This is a genomic window from Aquimarina sp. RZ0 (assembly GCF_008370685.1).
Classification (GTDB): Bacteria; Bacteroidota; Bacteroidia; order Flavobacteriales; family Flavobacteriaceae; genus Aquimarina.
In genome coordinates this window covers 20659-45255 of the sequence record NZ_VTZU01000018.1, presented here as the reverse complement: position 1 = coordinate 45255, position 24597 = coordinate 20659, and the positions used below count along the sequence as shown (strand labels likewise).

General features: G+C 33.1%; 16 protein-coding genes. 10 read left to right on the top strand and 6 right to left on the bottom strand.

What is annotated here, in order from left to right:
• Positions 1–871 precede the first annotated feature (871 nt).
• The 6 genes from F0000_RS08725 to F0000_RS08700 all read right to left on the bottom strand — a co-directional run bounded on the left by F0000_RS08725 (position 872) and on the right by F0000_RS08700 (position 9232).
• Positions 872–3409 carry a discoidin domain-containing protein gene (locus F0000_RS08725; protein WP_149624334.1) on the bottom strand — a complete coding sequence of 846 codons (2538 nt, stop codon included), beginning with the start codon at positions 3407–3409 and terminating at the stop codon, positions 872–874.
• A gap of 1230 nt (positions 3410–4639) precedes the next feature.
• Complete coding sequence (locus F0000_RS08720; RefSeq protein ID WP_149624333.1) at positions 4640–5572, bottom strand: hypothetical protein; 933 nt, start codon at positions 5570–5572, stop codon at positions 4640–4642.
• A gap of 203 nt (positions 5573–5775) precedes the next feature.
• Positions 5776–6903, bottom strand: coding sequence for an AraC family transcriptional regulator (locus F0000_RS08715; RefSeq protein ID WP_149624332.1), 1128 nt, complete (start codon positions 6901–6903; stop codon positions 5776–5778).
• Positions 6904–7026: 123 nt separating this feature from the next.
• Complete coding sequence (locus tag F0000_RS08710; protein ID WP_149624331.1) at positions 7027–7923, bottom strand: aldo/keto reductase; 897 nt, start codon at positions 7921–7923, stop codon at positions 7027–7029.
• 51 nt (positions 7924–7974) lie between these two features.
• Positions 7975–8334, bottom strand: coding sequence for a YraN family protein (locus F0000_RS08705; protein WP_149624330.1), 360 nt, complete (start codon positions 8332–8334; stop codon positions 7975–7977).
• Position 8335: 1 nt separating this feature from the next.
• Positions 8336–9232, bottom strand: coding sequence for an LD-carboxypeptidase (locus tag F0000_RS08700; RefSeq protein WP_149624367.1), 897 nt, complete (start codon positions 9230–9232; stop codon positions 8336–8338).
• A 281-nt stretch (positions 9233–9513) separates the two neighbouring features.
• Here F0000_RS08700 and F0000_RS08695 point away from each other — a divergent pair, with 281 nt between their 5' ends.
• The 10 genes from F0000_RS08695 (at position 9514) to F0000_RS08650 (ending at position 24132) form a co-directional block, all read left to right on the top strand.
• Positions 9514–11046 carry a DUF1800 family protein gene (locus F0000_RS08695; RefSeq protein ID WP_149624329.1) on the top strand — a complete coding sequence of 511 codons (1533 nt, stop codon included), beginning with the start codon at positions 9514–9516 and terminating at the stop codon, positions 11044–11046.
• A gap of 12 nt (positions 11047–11058) precedes the next feature.
• On the top strand, positions 11059–12687 hold the full coding sequence (locus tag F0000_RS08690) for a DUF1501 domain-containing protein (RefSeq protein WP_149624328.1): 1629 nt from the start codon (positions 11059–11061) through the stop codon (positions 12685–12687).
• A gap of 626 nt (positions 12688–13313) precedes the next feature.
• Positions 13314–13499, top strand: coding sequence for a hypothetical protein (locus F0000_RS08685; protein ID WP_149624327.1), 186 nt, complete (start codon positions 13314–13316; stop codon positions 13497–13499).
• A gap of 658 nt (positions 13500–14157) precedes the next feature.
• Positions 14158–15618, top strand: coding sequence for a DUF1800 family protein (locus F0000_RS08680; RefSeq protein WP_149624326.1), 1461 nt, complete (start codon positions 14158–14160; stop codon positions 15616–15618).
• Positions 15619–15625: 7 nt separating this feature from the next.
• Positions 15626–17239, top strand: a complete 1614-nt coding sequence (locus tag F0000_RS08675) for a DUF1501 domain-containing protein (RefSeq protein ID WP_149624325.1) — start codon at positions 15626–15628, stop codon at positions 17237–17239.
• A gap of 189 nt (positions 17240–17428) precedes the next feature.
• Complete coding sequence (gene metG, locus F0000_RS08670) at positions 17429–19492, top strand: methionine--tRNA ligase (protein WP_255452681.1); 2064 nt, start codon at positions 17429–17431, stop codon at positions 19490–19492.
• Between the two features lie 92 nt (positions 19493–19584).
• A complete protein-coding gene (locus F0000_RS08665) occupies positions 19585–21036 on the top strand; it encodes a hypothetical protein (protein WP_149624323.1) in 1452 nt (483 codons plus the stop codon).
• A gap of 5 nt (positions 21037–21041) precedes the next feature.
• Entirely contained in the window at positions 21042–21944 is a 903-nt protein-coding gene (locus F0000_RS08660; RefSeq protein WP_149624322.1) for a histone deacetylase, read from the top strand.
• A 232-nt stretch (positions 21945–22176) separates the two neighbouring features.
• Positions 22177–23673, top strand: a complete 1497-nt coding sequence (locus F0000_RS08655; protein ID WP_149624321.1) for a glycoside hydrolase family 5 protein — start codon at positions 22177–22179, stop codon at positions 23671–23673.
• 108 nt (positions 23674–23781) lie between these two features.
• The gene (locus F0000_RS08650) at positions 23782–24132 is read left to right on the top strand and encodes a DUF2116 family Zn-ribbon domain-containing protein (RefSeq protein ID WP_149624320.1); all 351 of its coding nucleotides are present in this window, start codon (positions 23782–23784) and stop codon (positions 24130–24132) included.
• Positions 24133–24597 lie beyond the last annotated feature (465 nt).

Here is a 24597-nt window from a genome sequence, read left to right as displayed (position 1 = left end):
CTTACAAAAAAGAGCGGGATATTAGCATTAAAAAATTAATATTTTTCCCCATATTTTCTGTTGACAAAGGTTCTAAACATTTTTTTTTGAAGGTATTTTTTCTCTCGATTACTTAGTGCGGGACTATTTCTAACTTACTTCTGTAGACATCATAAAAGGAATGTAGTTTGACAAAGGGCATTTTTCTCCTTATTTCGTTACAAATAACGAAAAAATGACATCAGATCTTGAGAAATTATATATCTTATTATTGAACTCATCTCGAGTAATGCTTTGACCAACAAAATTGGAGTACAAAAACCAAAACTTTAGATGGAGAAGCGTTGGCAACTCTGAATGCTGATGAGGCAACTGGTTTACAAATTGTAAACCGTGCTATTGAATCTCCGCTAAGAACTATTGTATAAAATACTGGAAGAGAAGATTCTGTAGTAACTGCTAAAATAATTGAAGACAAACTACCTCGAGACAAGCCCAAAAGGCATTTATTGAAAAAAGATTTTGATTTCAAGGCAAGCCTTGGAGTATTTAAATCTCGATTATCGAGTAAAAAAGATCCTCCTAATGGCGGATCAATGGTTACAGGAAGTATATCTGAAATGATATAAACATCATGCAAGCCAGTACAGTTTATTTATATAGCTTGTTTTGGGTTCATAAAATTATAAACCCCATCTCAATATTTAGAGATGGGGTTTATTTATAACTCATTTTTTAGATACTTGATTTACAAATACATTTGAACAGATCAGATCTACGTAAACCTGTTTGTATATAACTTCATATTCTTGAATATATACTATATCTTGTTTTTAATCAGTGTGGCTAAATGGCTAATTCAATATATTGATTAAAATTCATCTACGTTTAACTAGTTTACCATTAATCTTGTAATATTTTTGTCTACTACGACAAAATAAACACCACTAGATAAATCAGAAGTATCAATCGTAGTCTGTCCTTTTTGAGTTATTTTTTTAACCAATGTTCTTCCTGCAAAATCAACTAAAGAAATTGCTTTTCCTTCTTTGGTATTCTGAACAGTTACCAGGTCTCCTTTTAGAATAGGGTTAGGATATATGGATACAGCATTTTCCTGTGTATCTATTCCAGAATCTCTACCAGAGTCCAGAGGTGTACCCATCACTTCTATTTCTGATGGATGTAAAAAATTGGTTCCAATCAATTGAATTCTTACATAACGCGCTATTCTACCTGCATCCATACCAACACTTGTAGGTCTTGCTGCAGTAGCTTCCTGAAAGAAAATTCCAACACCCGATTGATTCGCAGTAGCAACAATATCCTCTGAATCAAATGGCACATCCGAAGTAAATACCTGATACTCACCCAAACGATCTGTACAACAATCCGGTCTATTCCAGACTTTAATCTCATTAATATTAAATTGGTCACCTAAATCAATCTCAATCCAGGCATTTGCATCGTTATCTGTATGAGAAAAACTATCTCTGTCACCATCCACAGCAAAAGAAGCTGTTAATCCATAAAGTTCACTGGATTGTGTTGCTGGTTTATTAAGTGCTAAATTGGTGATACCTGGATTTGGATCAGGATTCGGATCAGGACTAGCAATGACAGGTCTGATTTCCCATTTTTCGGCATCTGTAAGTGGTAATTTTATTCTTCTAAAATACATATCAAACTCAAAGGTGAATACAAAGTTTGTACTAGAATCATCATTTGCAGAATACGCAGCCTGTCGCTCATTCCCTCCTGGGAAAATCTCAAAATATTCACTTCCTTCCAGACCTGCGATACTCCAAAAAGGTAATGCATCTCCACTAGGAACATCATTTAAAAAAGGCTGTAGTGTCTGAGGTTGATCAGTAAATACATCAAATTCAGTATATCCTACGTGAGTCTCCAGATATTTATCATTCCCAACATTCTGGATATGATAAGAATATGGTGGATTGAAAGTTATTCTCCATTGAGAGTTTTCATCTGCCGTATCTGTCGTCATTAATGTTGAACCATCACTGGCTGCAGATAACCTTTGCCCAGTCGCCTTATTTACAATTTCATACATCCCGTCTTCGACAACAGGAGGTGCTGGATCAAGCTCAATAATATTTTGCTGAACATCTGTATATCCTTCAACATATATATTGTTGTTTTCATTAGGTATTTGTACTTTAAAATTTTTATTCTGAGAATATCCTAATCCTGGATTACCCATAATAATAATATTATCAGACAATATTTCTACTGGAATTGGCTCTCTCTCTCTAGATTCGTAATATGTGAAATCAATAGAATTTTCGTTCCCTGCATCTCCAGATCTAAAATCATTTCCTATCACTGTAATATCTCTAGATGCATACGCTGAGATAAAAAAGTCATACGTACCAATGATCCTATTATTTGTAAACTGAATATTATAAGAAGGTTGTAACTCTCTATCCAATTGACAGATTCTTGTAAGTTTTGTGAAATCTTCTACAGAACAATTAAAGATATTGTTCTGAACTCTTATATCATTCGAAAATTCCTCGATATGTACCAAATCTACTGCGCCGGTACTATCATTAAAAGTAGTGTTTTTAATAGTAAAGTTTTTACATCTGGATACTGCTATACCAGTCTCATTAATCTGACAGTTATCAAATGTGGTATCATTGGTATCCCAAACCTCTGGATACTCAGAATTCCCTGCATCATAGGATACAGCTCTATCATCAAAACCAATAACATCTTTTTTAGGTGTTATAACACATGATGTAAATACTCCTCTTGGCGTACTTTTTGATCGACCAAATCTATTAGCCCAATATCCAATTCTACGCCAGTTGACTAATGATGTATTTGTCATCTCTACACCAATACCATTACCAGAATGCACTCCAAATGCGCCTCCATTTAAAACTACATTTTCGAATTTTATTCCTGTGTAGTGCTCCTGCTCAATAGTTTCAGGATTTGGCTCTAAATAAGTAGTGTGACGCGCATCAATAAGAATATCAAAAACAGCTTCTCCATCATCCTTGCGGACAATAGAAATATTCTTGAAAACAATATCATCCGAACGGAAAGCAAATGTTACCGTATCCCCCAAAGTGGTTTGTATCCCTGAGGCTCCAAAAAAAGAAGGATCAAAACCTTCTGGTTCAGCTCCCTGTATCGTAAGTGGTTTATCAATTGTAATAACTTCTAGACCTCCACCCAAATTATAATGAAGACTTTTAAAAATAATAACATCACCACTGGAAGCATTATCAATGGCTCTCTGTATTTTTTCAATCAGATTACCACTATGACCATATTCTGCATTAAAATCTATATCCTTGGCCTGAAGAAATAGACAATTACATGTTAAAAGAAATATAAAAATAGATAATCGAGACGAAATATTCGTCCTTATAAAATTAATAGCTAGTTTAAACATAATATTAAAGTTTTTTAAGAGGTTACTTTTGCTTTATTGTAAATGATTATATACAATATAAACAAGATGGACAGCTCTCACCCTACCCTAACGACGTGTTAATTATTCACATATAAGTGTTAAAGTATTTTCTGGTTTTTGGATTATTTCCAAATACTCACTTACACCTAAAATCTAGTTTAAAGACAACAACTCCTACAACTTTGAAAGTACTTTTTTTGACACCAAACATACCATAGCAGGTTTTTTTTTAACTTTTCCTTTTGAAAAAAAAGAGCTTTGTACTACAATTATAAAAATGATATTTTATTGCAATAATTCTTACAAAAAATAGAAGAATATGAGCATTAAAAACCTAATAATTTTCCTCTATTTTTTCTGTTGACAAGGATTCCTGCCTTTTGTTGTTTTTTGAAAGTATTTTTATCGATTACTTAGTCTGGGGCTATTTTTAGCGTACTACTGAAGCTTACATAGACTTGGCATTCTTTTCCTTGCAGAATCTTCATTATAAAAGCCTTAGATAAAATCATCGAAAACTGAATCATACCATTTTTTAATTGAGACGAGAACGAAAATTCACAGATAGCAGCCTATCCATGCTTTTTATTTTGTAGTGTAAAACAGAAAGAAATGATTTTAGTAAGCAATTTCATTTGAGGACGGGTATCATACGCAATATTAAAGTCTCATGTAAGATCGACTTTAATAAACCCTTTCTAATTCCTGGATGTATTATTTCTACATCTTCTGATAAGCTTGATATACAAAAACTAAGCCTATTCATTATTTTTCAGATGACTTTTTATACCATTTACTGTAATAAAGGATTTCAAATACTCAAATAGAAAACGGCAATTTCTTGTTTAGACAAAAAAGAAAAATAAGCATAGCTGTACTATCTTTTATTTTGAAATATAACTGAAGAAGAGTGAGTTTTAATGGGTAATTTTAAATTAGAAATAGTCTGATACGATTTACGGGTGAGAATTTCGTAAAAATAATGGCAAGGATTTTTCGCTAGATTGATGAATCAAATTAAAGAATAGCCATAGCTATTGTTTCATTTTATGAAGAAAATATAGTAGAAAAAGAATATCATTAGATGCGAAATTTTTATTCGTAAATCGTATGATATTAAGATTGGGATGTGATCACCTCCCAATCTTAATATCCCAACATAAACTTTACAATTTTTTGATCATGGCATCTCCCTAATCCACTGTGGTTTTACCTTAAACTGATTTTACGTACTGCACCTGTTCCTCCAAATTCTGAAACATAAATTATTCTTCCATAAACATCTGCTCGTATTCCGTTAGGACCATTAAAAGATGCTTCTAATACTGATCCATCTATAGTGCTTGCTTCTCCCGTTCCTGCAAATTCTTCTATTTTTCCATCTCTAAGAGATACTCTAAATATTTTATTTATTGCAATCCCTGTAGCAAATACTGAATTACCCGCAACGGTTATGTATCCCAGTCCTCCTCCCACTGCGATATCCGGAATTGTAGTTACCAAAGACACACTCCCTTCTGGATCAACAGATAAAATATCTGCTGTCAAAAAATTTCCAATAATAAGATTTCCTTTTCGATCAAATTCAATACCCACTCCACCTGCTAATCTTGGATCTGATGCAAAGACAGTAATTTCTCCATCTGTCGTAATTTTATGTACAGTGGGTGTGCCAAAATTAGATATATATATATTTCGATCTTTGTCTAATGCTAATCCCGCAGGAAACCCTTCTATAGAAGCCAGAACTATTCTGACTCCATCCGGCGTTATTTTTAAAATATCTCCTACTCCATCTCCGCTACCGTTCACCACATAAAAATTTCCTTGCGAATCAATTGCATTTCCTAAAGGTCCCACTAAATCCGAGATAAACTCTGTAATTTCTCCATTCTTTGATATTTTGAATACACTGGTTCCATTTCCTGAAGAACCCACAAACTGACCAAATTCAGATACATACACATTCCCAAATCTATCTACACTAACTGCATCATTTCCCAAAAAATCACTAACAACTGTTTCTACTTCCGGATCAATCACTACAGGATCTCCATAACAAGAAGTAAGTATAAAAGAGGCCATTACCAGCATAAAAATCATTACAATTTTTGTTTCATTTTTTTTAATAAGAGTTTTCATTTTTTTAAATTTTAAGTTTCTTCAAAAATATCTCCTGTAGTTCTTAAAATCGACCGTCTGGATACAATAGGACGAATTTCTGACCTTATATCCAATCAGTATCCTAATAGCAAACTATCTCGGAGTAGGCCAGATATGTCGTTAAAAAAAAGAGGCTTTGATTTCTTCCGGATAATTGGATAAATGCAACCTTCGGTTAGTGATTAAACAGCAGTGGTTAGCTTTTTAATATAGTTTGTGGGTGTATCATTCATTTCTGATTTGAATGCCTTATTAAAAGTAGACTTAGAATTAAATCCAGAATCCAAAGAAAGGGCTAGTAACGTATGATTGTGATGCTCTCCATTCTGAATTTTCTGTATGAAAGCTTTCACACGATAGTGATTGATATAATCATAAAAACTGCATTGATGGATATTATTTAATAACCAGGAAATGTTATTAGAAGAAGTACTCAGCTTTTCAGAAAGATCTCTTAATGTAAGATTGTTATTTAAATATATATTTTCTGTCACCATTAGATATTCTAAGTCTTTTTTTAATCTATCTAAAATTTCTCCTTCTAACCTTTCTTTCTGGACGGTATCTTTCTTTTTCTTATCTGTTATTCTAAAAATTTCGGGTTGCCGCAAGCTATAAAAACCAACTACATAAATATAAACTGGAATACACATCCAAATGAGGTTATAACTAATAAAATATAATGAAGGAATTCTTAGATAATATGAGTTCATATAACTAATAAGCCATACTACCGAAAACAAAAATATAACAAGCAAAAAGACATATAAATAAGACATCACACTTTGTACATAGGACAAGTTATCTTTTTCTTTTTGTTGATAGGTTTTAATCAATATATAGGACAAAAAACAATAGTAAAAAACAGATACTACACCAGAACCTTCGATGATTGCATATATTTCAAAAAAGCTTCCATTCATAAGTAAAGTTCCAAACTCTTCAAGAGAATATAACAACGTCAACAAAAAGAAAATCACATGAAGAAACGCTGGTATAAAATGATAAAAAGACAATCTAAATTCCGGAAATTCCTGAAAAGTTAATCTTCTTACATAAATATAAACCAGAGGACCAAATAAAAAAATCACTGTATCTGCAAAACTAGCAATCCGAAATAACATAAGATTGGGAGACTGGACAGAAATGATTCTACCTGCAAGCATAAGAGCCGCAATAAGTAAAGTAAGCGACAAAACTTTGTTTGCAGACCTATTTCTATTACTAACTAACTGAAGTGTAATAGCCAGAAAAATCCCTTGACTAATTCCTAAAAACAATATTAAATCAACACTTGTAAAAAAATCCATGCACAGCTAAAGGTTAGTTCTCAAAATTAAGGAAATTATTAATTTCATCAATCTAATAGGGGTACCCACACTATAAAAAAGATATGTTATGAACAGAGTTATTGCAACCATTGTTTTTACGAATCACCTATGCTTAAGATACTTATAAACTTTATTACTCTCCTTAAGCAATTTTAACTCTGTATCAGATAGTGGCGGCACTGTGGAGATTCCTAAACATTCTATTAATTGTTTTTTTCTACTTGCCCCAACTACTACCGAGGTGGTTGCCCTATTTTTAAGCACAAAACTCACAGCAGTTTGGGATAGTGACCTTTGCTTTCCAGAAACTTTCTTCAGTATTTTTATAGTTTCTGATACTTCAGTTATAGTATAATCTAAATAATCTGCTGCTGGCTTACCTGCCAATAAACCTTTTGCTAGTGTACCCCTGGTCAATACTCCAATGTTATTATCGTACAATAGATCCAGACAAGATTCCTCAGCTCTGCGATCCAATAGACTATATTGTATCATTACACTTATGATGTTAGAGCGTTTTATATACTCTCTAATCACATTTGGTCTTATAGAAGAAATTCCATAATATCGTATCTTCCCTTGTTTTTGTAAACTTTCAAAGGCATCAATAGTTTCGTCAATAGTATCATCAATAGTCCCTCCGTGTAATTGATAGAGATCAATATAATCTGTTTGCAACCGTTTTAAGCTTTTCTCAATAGCACTAATAATATACGATTTCTTTGGATTCCAATCCCAACCAGTACCATCTTTTCGGTATTCATTCCCAACTTTTGTAGCAATTACAATGTCTTTCCTAAAATCTCTAATTAGCTTTCCGAGCATTTCTTCATTCTCCCCATTTTGATATATATCAGCAGTATCAAAATAGTTTATACCATTATCTATGGCAGTATAAATAATATCTTTTGAAATTAACAAATCCTTTTCTAAAGACATACATCCAAAAGAAAGTTCGCTAATTCTCAAATCTGATACCCCAAGTTGTCTGTAGTTCATGTATCTGGATTAATTTTGTTCAATATTAAAAATATCACAATTCATCTTGAATTAAAAATGATAAAAAGCATCCTCTAGGTGCTCAATTCTGGTTCCTAATTTGTTTTTTATGATAGCCACAATATCAAAACGAATTTCGACATCCAAGTTATTTGAAATAACATAATAATCAATCGCTTTTACTAATAATTGTATCTGTTTAGGTTTTACAAAATCTTGTGGGTTACCAAACTCTGGTGTACTTCTGGTTTTTACCTCCACAACGACAATAGTATTATCTTTTCTGGCAATGATATCAATTTCTGACTTTAGATATCGATAATTTTTCTCCAAAATATCATATCCATTTTTCATCAAAAAACCTATAGCTAGTTTTTCTCCTTCTTTTCCTAATTCCAGATGCTTTGCCATATTAAATATATCTTAGTTTACAGGTAGTCCCACCTACTTCTAATGAGGTTTTTGCTCCAAGCATCAAAGCTCGATTATCTTCAATATGCCCCATTGGAAAATTAAATAGTACCGGAAAATCATACTCTTTTACAATATCCAGAATAATATCCTCTGCATCCATACCAAATGGAATATTATTATCGTGCATTTTGGTCATTCCTCCTATAATCAAACCTGCCAATTGATCAAAATATTTATTCCTTTTTAGATTCTGAAGCATTCTGTCTATATGATATAAATATTCATCCAAATCCTCAATACATAAAATTTTCCCCCTTGCATCTATCGATGATGCTGATCCACAAAGAGAATATAAAATCGACAAGTTACCACCGACAAGTTCTCCTTCACAATAACCTATTTTATTTTTTGGAGAAAATGGAATTTTGTAATCTACCTGATTACCAAATAAAATATCTTTTAATGATTGCTTTGCTTCTTCCTTACATTTATAGACATCAATAGGCATTACTCCGTGGATAGTTGAGATATCAAAATTATGAATATGCGCATGCAAAACAGTGATATCAGAATATCCAACAACCCATTTTGGATGTTTTTGGAAATTAGAAAAATCAATCAAATCAATAATTCTTACCGTTCCATATCCTCCACGTGCGCACCAAATTGCTTTGATTTCGGGATCATCCAGCATTCGTTGAAAATCGGCTCTTCTATCTTCATCTGATCCAGCGAACTGATTGTTCTCTATACCAATTGTAGCACCTATTACAGGTTTCAGATTCCAACTTTCTAACGTATAAATTGCTTCGTTAATTTCTTTTTTATTAATTTTTCTAGCAGTAGAAACGATTGCTATTTTATCTCCTTTTCTTACAAAATCAGGTGTTACCATGTAATCTGTATCTTTTATTTTTCGCAACATAGTATTTATCCCGTTATTCTTTGAATTTATCGGAATAAAATGTTCTTACTCTCTCTACAGTAAATTCAAACAGCAAATGATATCAGAAATAATTTCCCCAAAAAACTCTTTTCTTTTTAACTAAAATAATAGTTTTTTTTGGTAATCATATGTAAAATTTTGATATTTAAGACACTAATTAACAAATGTTTTCGTTCTAATATACTATATTACACCCGAATTTGTCCCTTAACTTATTAATAAATTAACCTATGATCTCTGATACATCATGTAACTTAGCATCTCTAGACCCGTATATTCCTACACCAGAAAATCCCTGGAATGTAAGTAAAATCCATCATTTATATAGAAGATTGGCTTTTGGAGCAACTAAAAGTGAGGTTCTAGCCGCATTGAATCAAAATAACCCTTCTGCATTAGTAGATTCTCTTATTGATGAGGCAATTGCTCTGGTTCCTTCACCAGAACCATTATGGGGGTTTTGGAACCGTGATCAATTTGAAGCTGCAGAAATGGCTAATGAAGATAATGATCTGAATTTTTATCGTAACGAAGGAAAAAGACGAATGATCTCAGACTTCTTACAAAATGGCGTAAGAGATCGCCTGACCTTATTCTGGAGTAATCATTTTGTAACTGAGGACGACACCTATAGAAGTCCTGCATATCAATATCAATATTACAACCTTTTACAATTTCATGCCTTGGGTAATTTTAGACAATTTGTTTATGATATTGGTATTTCATCACCTATGCTTGTTTATTTAAACGGTGATGAAAACACCAGAGACAGGCCTAATGAAAACTACGCGAGAGAATTGTATGAATTATTTACGTTGGGCGTAGATAATGGATATAATGAGGATGATATTGTTGAAACTGCCAAAGCAATTACTGGCTGGGTAGAAACCAATGATATTCCCTGGGGGCCTATCACATTTGATCCCGGAGCGTTTAGTAATGATACAAAAACAATTTTTGGTGTAAGTGGTAATTTTGGATATGATGACGTAATTAATACTGTTTTATTTCCGCAAAGGTCACAACAGATAGCCACTTTTATCTGTACCAAGCTATATGCTTATTTTGTAAGCCCTACCTGCAACGAAGCTATTGTAGCTCAGATGGCTCAGACATTTATTGACAATAATTTCGAAATTGCACCTGTATTAAGGCAATTATTCAAAAGCGAGCATTTTTTTAATCAAGAAGCGATTGGTGCTATTATAAAAAGTCCGATTGATATCTTAATCAGTTTTTTTAAAGAAACACAATTTAGCCTGCCTGCCTCTAATGATATTATCAATTTTTTCAGAGAATCTGTTAGAATTCTAGGTCAGGATGTATTAAACCCAACAGATGTTGAAGGCTGGCAGGGAGATGAAGATTGGATTAGTCCTGATCTGTTGTTGGGTAGATGGGAGAGTATTAGATATATAGTAAATATGGCATGGAACGAAAATGAAGCTCAATTCAGAGATTTCATAGTAGGGTTGCCGATAGGAACACTTGCAGATGGTGTTATTGATACTAGTTTACAAGCAGAGGAAGTAGAGATTGTAGTAAAAGCGATTCTTGATTATTTTTTACCAAGAGGTCTTCAGGATGAAACACTGTTTAATGAAGCTTTGGGTATTTTCAAAGGAGATATCTACCCGGATAATTATTATGAGCCTGATGCTGTAGCCCCAAACATTTGGACATTGAATCTGGCGGGAGTACCTAATCAATTTTTTGCGCTGCTATTTCATATAGCAGAAGTACCTGAGTTTCATCTTAAATAAAAACCCCATACCATGAACAATAATCATTCTAAAAATATAAAAATAAATAAAAAATCTTCTAAAGAAGGTGTTTGTAATCCAGACGAGCATAAAAAATGGAACAGACGGTCATTTTTACAAGCACTTGGCTTGGTAGGTGGCGGATCCATGATGCTTGGCAATACAAATCTCACTGTTTCACGTCCTTCACCTTTATCTGTAGCATTGACGCAGGCAGAAAACGACAATATTCTCATTATTTGCAGGCTTGGTGGGGGTAACGATGGTTTTAATACGATCATTCCTGTATATGATTATGATACCTATGCCAATGCTAGACCATTAATAAGGATTCCTCCCAGCGAATTTATTAATCTGGAGCAGAATGAATTTGCCATGCCCAAACCAATGAATAAGCTTGAAAATCTATGGGGAGATGGGCAAATGAAAGTTGCCCACGGAGTAGGATATGAAGATCAGACTTTATCTCATTTTAAAGGAACTGATATTTGGGCGAATACTAATTTGCTAGAGGAAGATCGAAGTGGGTGGATGGGTAGATACTTTCAGGATCTATATCCTGATTATATTTTTAATCCTCCTGCCAGTCCACCATCTATCCAGATAGGTAGCTTGGGAAATTTAATTTTTAAAGGACCAGAAAATGATTTTTCTTTTGCAATATCCGATCCTGCCAGGTTGGAACAAATCATAGAAAATCAGACTTTTTATGACTTGGATATGTTACCCGATTGTACTTATGGTGATAGACTACGATTCTTAAGGGAATCTACTAATGTTACCTACAATTATGCTGAGGCAATATCCGAAGCATTCAACAGGTCTACTGATTTTGGAGGATATCTGGAAGATGATAATTTTGCAAGACAACTACGTATCGTAGCTCGATTAATAAAAGGAAACTTAGGCACTAAGGTTTATATGGTCACTTTGGGTGGTTTTGATACGCATAACAATCAAATACAAAGGCATCAAAATTTATTAAACTCCTTATCAGAAGGTATCAGTAGTTTTTATGCTGATCTCCAGGCATCAGGATGGGATGATAAAGTATTAACTATGACTATTTCAGAGTTCGGAAGAAGATTTGCAGAAAATGGATCTTTGGGAACCGATCATGGTACTGCCGCTCCTATGTTATTTTTTGGTACAGCACTTAATGGTAATGGTTTTATTGGAGAACATCCAGATCTTTCGGATCTTACCCGTGGTGGAAATGTATCTAATACTAATGATTTTAGACAACTTTATTCTACCGTCATGAAAGAATGGCTGTGTATTGATGCTGAAACCGTTAACAGAGCCTTATTAGGTGAAGAATTTGAATCCCTGGATCTTGGATTTAATTGTGATGGTTCTACCAATCCTACAGTAGATTCGGATTCGCTTACTCACATAGTTACCTATAATGAAAATCAGACATTTATTAATATCACAAACCCAGAAACTACCCACGTAGATATTTCTCTGTATAATATTATTGGACAAAGGGTTGCTACCTTAAGAAATGAGATGCTTATGGAAGGGCAGCATGTAATAAATGTAAATGAAGCCGCTAATGTGAGACTAAGTACAGGGCAATATGTTTATAGAATAGAAACAGCAACAGAAGAATTTAGCAAAGCACTTCTGATTTCTTAAATTTTAATTCTGTATCAAAATCAAGTTGCCTCCTTTTGATGTTAATTTTTTTGAGTTGCTAATACTAAGTCTGTCAAAGAGTAAGACAACAAAGTACTAATTTTATAAGGAATTAGCATACAGTAGTAATAACTTTTCAAAAAGTGAGGTTGGTCTATTATTATAATTTAACTTTCCATACAGGGTTTTTCAGCGGTTTTGAGAAGCTTTTTTTATTGAGCTAGTCTATTTGTATCTGTATTTTTTTTATTTTTAATTAGTCTAAATATTCCAGGAACACTATAAAATAAGAATTCAACATTCATCTAATACGATTTGTGATTAAAAAATTCGTATAAATTCATTGAATTATTTTTTCTTTATGCAAGGCAAAAAAATCAAGCATAGCTATAGCTACGGTTTATTTTTTAAACGAAGTAGAAAGGAAAAAGAAACGATGAATATGCGAAATTTTTAGTTATAAATCGTATAAGAAAGACCTAAGTAATGTTATAAATAGACCTTTCTATTATAATCTAGGAATAAAAAGTATGAAATTTTTATTTATAATTAATATAAATAATATTTAATAGGAAATATTTTCTGTATTATAATATATATTTGTAAAAATTCATAATAGTCAAATAATGAGTGATAAAGAAGAAATAGTACAGGCAATTTCGGATTTAAGATCTGATATCAACTTAGGTTTTACTGATATCAACTTAGGTTTTAAAAGTATCAATAAAAGATTAGATGGAATTGAAAATGAATTAAGAAAGATAGATACTGTTTTAGGATACTCCAATCAATATGATAATATTCCCTCTTAGTTCTTTTTTAATCTTCTTCTTTTAACCACTTAATTCATTAAAAGATTTATTGAATAATATAAAGATATTGTATTGTCAGTATCAGCCACACTCACCTTAGAGTATGTTTAAAAAGAATACAAATTGAAAATCAATAGTTTAAGGTTCTGAGGACACTTGAAATGATGAGAATATTGAGATATTTTAATTATTTGAAGTAAGCTCACGGTTCTTAAAATATTTGTTTTCAGGAAGTAAGGTTTTTAAACAAGTTCTTACCATTGATTTCCCAAAAAAATTATTATCACCAATTTTTATCAAAAATAGATCAGAATTACTCTTTTGATCACTAATCATCTCACAACTGCTTGTTTTTGGCACATTAAAAGTACTCTATTTCTTCTTACCATAAAACTTTAGTTATCAAACGATAATCAAAACGGATTCTAGTCTATGATTAACGAATTCTATAACAGATCTTAGTCTTTAAATTTTTAAATATATAATTAATATCTTGATAAGTTTTGTTTATATCATCATCATCTTGGGTAGAAGTAAACAAAATTAAAAGTTTTCATAAAACACATTAAACCTTTCCTAATAAGAAACTAGTTTTCAAATATTTACGTTTTAAAATAATAAAAATTTACAAACTCGACTAACGTAAAATTAAACACCTATGACAACAATCGACACTTCGTGTAATGTTGCTTCATTAGCGGTCTATTCTCCTTCTAATCAAAATCCCTGGAATAGACAAAAAGTCAATCATTTGTACAGAAGACTTGGATTTGGAGCATCTCCAGAAATGGTAACCAATGCACTTAATCAAAATCCTTCTGATCTCATTGATTCACTGATAGATGAAGCTGTAAACCTAAACCCTACCCCCGCACCTGTATGGGGATATTGGATACGAGAAGATTTTGAGGCAACCCCAGAAAACCCATTTGAATACAGAAGGGATTGGAAAAACCAAATGATTGAAGATCTTACCAAGAATAATCTTAGAGACAGGTTAACACTGTTTTGGAGCAACCATTTTGTCACAGAAAGTCAAGCATATGGGAGTCCGGCTTATATGTTCCAATACTATAATCTATTGCAGCTTCATGCGATAGGAAACTTCAAAGATTTTACCACAGACGTAGGGCTCACCGGAGCGATGCTGATCTATCTCAATGGGTATGAAAACACGAAAAATAAACCTAATGAAAACTACGGGAGAGAACTCTACGAACTTTTTACATTAGGTGTTGATAATGGATATACGCAAAACGATATAGTAGAAACATCCAGAGCGCTTACAGGATGGAATAAGCGAGAAAGATTTTGGTCTCCAATAACCTTTAATCCGAATAAATTTGATAATGAAAACAAAACCATTTTTGGAAAAACCGGCAATTGGGGTTATAATGATGTTATAAACATCCTTTTTGATGAAAGACCTGATCAAATAGCTGAATTTATATGTGGCAAATTATATCGATATTTTGTAAGCCCGAGTCCTAACGAAGATATCATCAATCAGATAGCTCAGACGTTCAAGGACAATGATTTTGAAATTTCCCCAGTGCTCCGACAATTGTTTAAAAGCGAACATTTTTTTGATAAAAAGAGTCAAGGTGTTCTTATTAAAAGCCCTAGCGATGTACAGATAGCTTTCTTCAAGGATTTAAACCTTGAACTACCTGCAGATTTTGAATTCACTAATAAAATTAGAGGTGGATGCCAGGAACTAGGTCAAGAATTATTAAGTCCGATTGATGTAGCTGGCTGGCAAGGAGATAAAGATTGGATTGATTCTAGTACGCTTACGACAAGGTGGGATAGACTCAGCTGGTACTTATGGAGATCCTGGAGACATAATGAAGAACAATTCAGAGCAGTTGCTACGAATATAATGGGTGGTAACTCAAATAATGTAGAATTGGTTTCACGATCTATCATGAACAACTTTCTTGCAAAGGAATTGACTAACGCCACAGAATATAGCCAGGCTTTAGAAATTTTTAAAGATCAGGTTCCAGATAATTATTTTGAAGACGGCACCTGGGATCTAAACTGGAGTTTAGTTCCGAAACAGGTATATAGATTACTTCAATTTATTATTACCATTCCAGAATTCCAACTTAAATAAAAACATCATGTGTGATACTCATCATAAAAAAATAATTAACAAGCCTGGTAGTTGCAATCACCAGGAACATAAAAAATGGAACAGACGTTCATTTTTACAAGCACTAGGGATTGCAGGAGGAGGAACTGTAGCTTTTGCTAATACTGCTTTATCAGTCTCTAAACCCTCACCACTATCAGTTGCTATTAACGAAGCAGAAACAGATCGCGTTCTTGTTATTATAAGATTAAAAGGAGGAAATGATGGATTAAACACCATTATACCTGTTAATCAATATGATACTTATGCAAATGCCCGTCCTACCATCAGAATAAAAGAAAATGATATATATAATTTGAATAGTGATTATGGGATACCCAAGTACGCGAATAAATTCCAAGAATTATGGGGTGATGGGCAGATGAAAGTAGTGCACGGAGTAGGGTATGAAGATAGTGCGCTGTCTCATTTTTCTGGTTCTGATATATGGGCTACAACCGATGTTACTGATCAAGAAACTACGGGATGGATGGGGAGATATTTTGAAACACTATATCCCGATTATTTATTTAACCCGCCAGAAAAACCTGCCGCCATACAGATAGGAAGTAGCGGTAATCTCATATTCAATGGAGACGATGCTAACTTTGCATTTTCTGTGGCAGATCCCAAAAAATTATTCGAGATTGCGCAAAATGGATCTTTATATGATCTAAGCAATCTGCCTGATTGTACCCATGGTGAAAAAGTAGGGTATTTAAAAGGTGTTGCGAATACTACATTCGCTTATGCAGGCGTAATCAATGAAGCCTATGAAAGTACTTCAGACTTCGGGAATTATCCTGATAATAAATTATCCCAGCAATTAAGTGTCGTATCGAGATTAATTAAAGGGAATCTGGGAACCAAAGTGTATTTGGTCACTCTTGGTAGTTTTGACACGCATAATAATCAACTCAATAGACAAGAGGAACTGATCACTCAATTATCAGAAACAGTTGCACACTTTTATGATGACCTCAAAGCAGCTGGATGGGATGATAAAGTAGTATCCATGACCATATCAGAATTTGGACGTAGAGTAAAAGAAAATGGGTCAAACGGAACAGATCACGGAACAGCAGCACCTATGATGCTTTTTGGAACTGGTCTAGAAGGAAATGGGTTTATTGGTGAACATCCGGATCTGTCCAACCTCAATAATACTGGAAATCTTTATAATACTACCGATTTTAGACAGATATATGCCACCTTAATGAAAGAATGGTTATGTATTGATAAAAATCTTGTCGATGAGGTTTTATTGGGTAAAGAGTATGATACTCTCGATATAGGGTTTAGCTGTAATACGCTTGGCATTGATGAAGAAACTTTGAATACTCAGGGATTTGAACATGTCGTGACATATTCAGAAAATCAATCATTTCTACATATCACCAATACGCAATCCGGTCATACCAATATCGATCTTTATAATATGGCCGGGCAAAAAGTAGCTACACTTAAGAATGAAGTACTTCTGGAAGGCACCCATGTCATTAATGTAAAAGAAGCTTCAAAAACTCAATTATCAGAAGGCTTTTATGCCTATAAAATCACAAAAGGCAATCAAAGTTACAGCAAGTCTATAATGATTCTCTAATCATATATCCTTTTGCATATTACCTCAGCGTATATACATCTATATATGCTGGAGTATTTAATTTCAAAGGAAATGGGTTTTCTAGAAATCGGATAAGTATAAATAAACTATAATTTGCCTATTTTTAATTAAATAAAGCCTGCTCTTTTTATCGTGCTGTTTATTACCTTTGCCCTTATTTTTAAAAGCATTATGAGCACACCAAAGAGATACACAATCACATCAGCTTTACCTTATACTAATGGACCAATTCATATAGGACATCTTGCAGGAGTCTATGTTCCTGCAGATATTTATTCCAGATACCTTAGAATTACCGGAAATGATGTTGCCTTTATTTGTGGTAGTGATGAGCATGGTGCTGCAATCCCGATGCGTGCAAAAAAAGAAGGCGTTTCTCCACAGGTAATTATAGATAAATATCATTCTATCATAAAAAGGTCTTTTAAAGATTTTGGTATTTCATTTGATAATTATTCCAGAACCTCTGCCCCTATTCATCATGAAACAGCTTCAGAATTCTTTAAAAAATTATATGAAGACGGAAAATTTATAGAAGAAACATCCGAACAATTATATGATCCGGAAGCGGATCAGTTTCTTGCAGATCGATTTGTGATTGGTACTTGCCCAAAATGTGGTAATGAAGAAGCTTATGGAGATCAATGTGAAAACTGTGGTAGCTCCCTAAATGCTACAGATTTAATCAGTCCAAAATCCACAATTTCTGGAGCAAAACCAACCTTAAAACAGACGAAACACTGGTTTTTACCATTAGATCAATATGAAGATTTCTTAAAAGAATGGGTTCTGGTAGGTCATAAGAAGGATTGGAAAACCAATGTTTATGGGCAAATCAAATCATGGATTGATGATGGTTTACGACCAAGAGCCGTTACCCGTGATCTGGATTGGGGAATCCCCGTGCCTGTTGACGGAGCAGAAGGAAAAGTATTATATGTTTGGTTTGATGCCCCAATAGGATATATTTCTTCTACAAAAGAATGGGCAGTCAGAGAAGGAAAAGATTGGGAACCTTATTGGAAGGATAAAGACACTAAATTAGTCCATTTTATTGGCAAAGATAATATCGTTTTTCATTGTATTATATTCCCTAGCATGTTAAAGGCTGAAGGTAATTACATTTTACCAGAAAACGTACCTGCCAATGAATTCTTAAACCTGGAAGGTAATAAGTTGTCTACTTCTAAAAACTGGGCAGTTTGGTTACACGAATATCTAGAGGATTTTCCTGACAAACAAGATGTATTGCGGTATGTATTAACCGCTAATGCTCCAGAGACAAAGGATAATGATTTTACCTGGAAAGATTTTCAGGATAGAAATAATAATGAACTGGTCGGTAATTTTGGGAATTTCATAAATAGAATCATTGTGTTAACCAATAAGTATTATGATGGTATAATTTCCGCTCCCAATGAGTTTACTGAAACAGACAAACAAACACTAACAGAATTAAGAGCATACCCGAATGTAATCAGTAGCTCCATAGAAAGATATCGATTTAGAGAAGCGAGTCAGGAATTGTTAAATGTTTCCCGATTAGGTAACAAATATCTGGCAGATGAAGAACCCTGGAAACTAATGAAGACAGATCCAGAGCGCGTAAAAACAATCATGTATGTTGGTCTGCAAATAGCAGCTGCATTAGCAACGTTATCAGAACCCTTTTTACCATTCACTGCTCAGAAATTAAAGAATATGCTATCTCTGGACACCATAGCAACTACCTGGAATGAAATTGCTACCAAAGAAGTACTGCTCCCTGCCGGGCACACAATTAAAAAAGCAACATTATTATTCTCTAAGATAGAAGATACAGATATCCAGCGACAATTGGATAAGCTAGCGGCTACAAAAAAGGCCAATGAAATCGAAAATAAAACAGTAACACCACAAAAAGATACTGCTACTTTTGAGGATTTTACAAAATTGGATATGAGAATTGGTACGATTGTCGAAGCGGAAAAAATGCCAAAGACGAAGAAATTATTGGTGCTAAAAGTAGATACTGGTATAAACACGAGAACAATCGTTTCTGGTATTGCAGAACATTTCAAACCAGAAGATCTTATCGGTAAAAAAGTAACTGTTTTAGTAAATCTTGCTCCAAGAAAACTAAGAGGTGTAGAGAGCGAAGGGATGATCTTGATGACAGAAAACCCCGCAGGAAAAATAGTATTTCTTAATCCTGATGAAGATGGCGTGCATCCCGGAGCGGTAATTAGTTAATTATAGCTCAACATAAAAGTTCATTAACAAAAACTAAGAATAAGGGTAACATTTTTCATAGTTGTAACACTAACTAATAAATGCTAAAAGCAATGACAAAAAAGATTGCCCTACTGATTAGTATACTTTGTACGTATTTTTCTGTCCAAGCACAGGAAAAAGTTTTAGAATTACCTGATAGTTTTTCCAGTACTCCTAGCTTATCAAAGGAATCATACGCCTTACCCAACCAGCTACTTGATGGATTGATGCTTTTATTAGAAGAGAGAAAAAAGTTTAAAAGCTATCTCTTTGATGCAAACTATGCGCTAAAAGCAAAAATAACTACCGAAGTACTACCCCATAAATATAAAAACCTATTGGGGTATAACATACATGAAAACAACTATTCTTTATTTTTTACAAATAATAGAAATACTAAATTTGGAGTTCAAATATTTGATTTTAAAAATGAAGTATCCTCTATAAAGTTATTAGACTTTAAACTAAAAAAAGAAATGTTTATAGATGCAGTTAATTATAAAAACAAAATTCATATTTTGACTGTAAGTAAAGGTACTTCTGATCTAAACATCTATACTTTTGATAAAAACTTAACAGCTCATAAAAATGTAGTTTCCTTAAAGCATTTAGAATATAAGAACCCCATTAATGGTTTTACTTTTTTTGCGCACAATATATTTTCACATAATGATATTGCAAAAATCGAATCTAACAGTCCAAATGTAATTGAAACCACCTCTAAGGAAATCAAAATTTATCAGCAAAACCAGCAACTTATTCTTAGTTTTGATCATCGTATTAAAAATACTCATTTATACTATATAGACCTAAACACATATCAAACAACGCATAAAACCATTGAAAAACCTTCTTACAAGGAGGAAGGTTTCGTAAAAAGTAACTCTTATATTTTTGACAACAAAATATTTCAAATAGCCAGTTCTAATAAAAAAATGAAGTTTACCATTAAGGATTTGAGTACAAAGGAAAAAATACGAGAATACGCTATACATAAAAAAGACACTATTACCTTCAAAAATTCTCCAATCATTCAGGAAGGTGGAGGCGCTTTTCCTGGGATATCAGAAAACCAAGTTCGAGAAATGGAAAAAACGGCTAAGTACTTACGGAAAATATCTTCTGCGAACTTAGGGATTTCTGTATATAAGGTAGATGGAAAATACAATATAATACTAGGCGGTACTAAGAAAATAAATAGTGGTGGAACTTTTGCTTCAGGTTTTGGAACAGTAGGAACCATTGGTTCAACAGGGGCATTCTCCGTTGGCTTTAATCCTACATTTTATGGATATGGTGGTTACTCTTCAACTAAATCAACTTATATCAATTGTTTGTTTGATGTTAATTTTAATCACGTGAAAGGTGATATTCCGCTAAACTCTTTTGACCGTATAAATGATTTTGAAGACACACTGGATGACCCTTTTGCAGTTAACTTATTCAGACATCATCAACAGTTGCATTTTGGATATTTCGACAGGAAGGATAAAACATATAAACTATACAAATTCGAAAAATAAAGGCTATGCTCAAAATAGCATACCATCCTATCTACAAACACCCATTACCAGAAGGACATCGGTTTCCGATGATCAAGTATGAATTGCTACCTCAACAACTACTTTATGAAGGGACCTGTATTAAAGATAATTTTTTTGAACCTCAAATTCCAGATTCAGCACCAATTTTAGCCGTACATACACAACAATACTACCAGCAACTTACAGCACTTAGTTTGGATAGAAAAGCGATTCGTAAAACAGGGTTTCCACTCTCTCAAGAATTAGTAAATCGAGAAGTAATCATAGCAGATGGTACTATAAAAGCTTCAGAGTATGCCCTCAAATATGGAATCGCTATGAATATTGCTGGAGGCACACACCACGCATATACTGATCACGGAGAAGCATTTTGTTTGTTAAATGATCAAGCTATCGGAGCACGTTATTTAATCAAAAAAAGATTAGCAAGGAAAATACTCATAGTAGATCTAGATGTGCATCAGGGAAATGGAACCGCAGAAATATTTAGAAAAGACATCAATGTTTTTACGTTTTCCATGCATGGGGCAACAAATTATCCTTTCAGGAAAGAGCAATCAGATCTGGATATCCCTCTTACTGATAATACAACAGACGTTGCGTATCTAGCCATATTGAAAGAAACACTTCCCAAATTAATTACTTCAGAAACCCCTGATTTCATCTATTATCTCTGTGGAGTAGATATCCTTGGATCAGATAAATTGGGTAAACTAAATTGTTCTATAGAAGGCTGTAAAGAAAGAGACCGATTTGTTTTGCAAACCTGTAAAGATCATTCAATTCCGGTAATGTGTTCTATGGGAGGCGGATATTCTCCTGACATTAAAACTATTATACAAGCACACACTAATACTTTCAGGCTTGCTCAAACGATTTTCTTTTAGAAAAAAATTATATACAAATTCTTAACTATTGTTTTTTATAACTAAAATTTGCTTACAAATTTCTTAACTTAATCTATAATATTTTTTTCGTAAAAAATGCAAACAATTGATTTTTAATTATTTAATAAACGAATCACTAAAAATGATATAAACATCAATATTGATTCTTATAATACCAGAACTACACTTTTACCGTTATGTTTTATAGTAAACACAAATTTATAATTTTAAGATGAAACATTTTTACACAGTGCTTATTGCAGTACTTCTGCTATCCTCAAGCATGCACTCACAGCAAAGCTGTCCTGGTAATTGGTTGACGGTTGACGGCAACAGACTTTTAGACTCAAACGGAACCGAAGTTATTCTGGCAGGAGTTAACTGGTTTGGTTTTGAAACACAAATCAGTATTCCACATGGATTATATGCCAGAGACATAGAAGGGATGCTGGAACAAACAAAAGATTTAGGTTTTAATTGTTTGAGAATTCCATGGCATAATGGAATGCTTAGGGATGGTGCTACTTTTCAAGCCCCGAATTACTGGGTAAAAGATCCGTTTTCTTATGATGGAACTCCAGAGGTTGGACCATTTTCTAACCTTGGATTACAAGGAATGACAAAACCTATTGAGATTATGGATTATCTTGTACAATGGTGCCAGGATAATGATATGAAAGTTATTTTAGACTGCCATTCTCGTAATGCTGATGGATATCTGCAAGAAAAACTTTGGTACACGGATAATGTATCAGAACAACAATGGATAGATGATTGGGTATTTATAACAGAGCGTTACAAAAATTTTGATGCTGTAATCGGTATGGATATCAATAACGAACCTAATGGAAAAATTGACAATCCTAACGGCGCCAGATGGGGTAATGATGATCCAGCAACAGACTGGAGATTAGCAGCAGAAAAATGTGGAAATGCAATTTTGAAAGCTAATCCTAATGTCCTTATTATGGTAGAAGGGATTGAAGCTTACAATAAACCTGATGGTACGCCTACTTCTTACTGGTGGGGAGGTAATCTACAGGGAGCTCGTGATTTCCCGGTTAGACTTGATATCCCAAGTAAATTAATGTACTCTCCTCACGAATATGGCCCAACAGTATTTGATCAGGTTTGGTTTTCTGCTCCTGATTTTCCTGATAACATGCCTGCCATCTGGGAAGAACAATTTAATTTCTTAAACACTGAAGGTACTTCACCATTACTTATTGGCGAATTAGGGATCAAAGGACAAGGAGGAAAAGATGAAATATGGTTTCAGAAGTTTATAGACTTTATTAAAGAAAAGAAACTTCATTTTACATTTTGGGCTTTAAATCCTAATTCTGGTGATACAGGTGGGATATTGGCAAATGACTGGAGTACAGTTGTACAATGGAAAATGGATTATCTACAACCTATACTTTCTAATCCAATTCCTAATTGTTCTGGAAGTGTTCTTTCTGTTACAGATTTTGATAGCCTAAATAATGATATTGTTATTTCACCTAATCCTACATCTGACATCCTTCAATTCAATTCTGAAAATAATAGTATTACTTCTATACGTATTTTTGATATAAACGGAAGAAAAATAGATTATATAGATACTTCATCATCATTGACAAATTCTTATGCGTATAATGCATCAAAATTAGCCTCTGGTTTATATATGACACAGATTACGACTGCCACTAAGAAAACAATAACTAAAAAGTTTTCTAAAAAATAAAATACTCATAATTTAATACTAAGACCGAATACAGATTGTACACCATATCTGTATTCGGTTTTTTATTGTACATTCATCACTTAAACAATTACAAATCAATTCATAGTGATGCAAAAAAACTGCCCTGAATGTGGCGAAAAAATTATAGGTCGAGCTGACAAAAAATTTTGTAGTGATTATTGTAGAAATGCCTTCAACAATAAACTAAATAAAGACAGCAAAAATCTCCTTAGAAATATCAACAACCGTCTCAGAAAAAATTATAGAATTCTTGAAGAACTAAACCCTAATGACAAAACAAAAACTACAAAATCTAAATTGATTGCAAAAGGTTTTGATTTCCAGTTTTTCACCAGTATCTATACCACCAAAATAGGTACTATCTACTATTTTGTATATGACCAAGGATATCTCCCGCTCGAAAATGAATACTATGCTTTGGTAAAAAGAAATAACTAAGAGTATGTTTAAAAAGAATACAAATTGAAAATCAATAGTTTGAGGTTCTGAGGGCACTTCAAATGATGAGAATATCGAGATATTTTAATTATTTGAAGTAAGCTCACGGTTCTTAAAATATTTGTTTTCAAGAAGTAAGGTTTTTAAACAAGCTCTAATACAGAAAGCATTGTATCGTATTGTTTTTGTTATCTCAGGCACAAAAAAATATAATCCTTTTTATATTAAAAGAATTCAACTTTACAAGAAAAATTAATAGTTAACAATTCTTCTTATTAGTAAAGAGAATATTTTATTCTAAAATAAATACGAAAGAAAAGAAGGTACTAGATTTTGAATTGAACAAAAAAAATAAACGTTAAGTCAATAAAACAGTTCACTTATACCCATAAGAACTTTAAAAAGAATCTAATCAGTATTTTGATCAGATACTCATACAAAAGCGTATATACCTAATGACAGCTT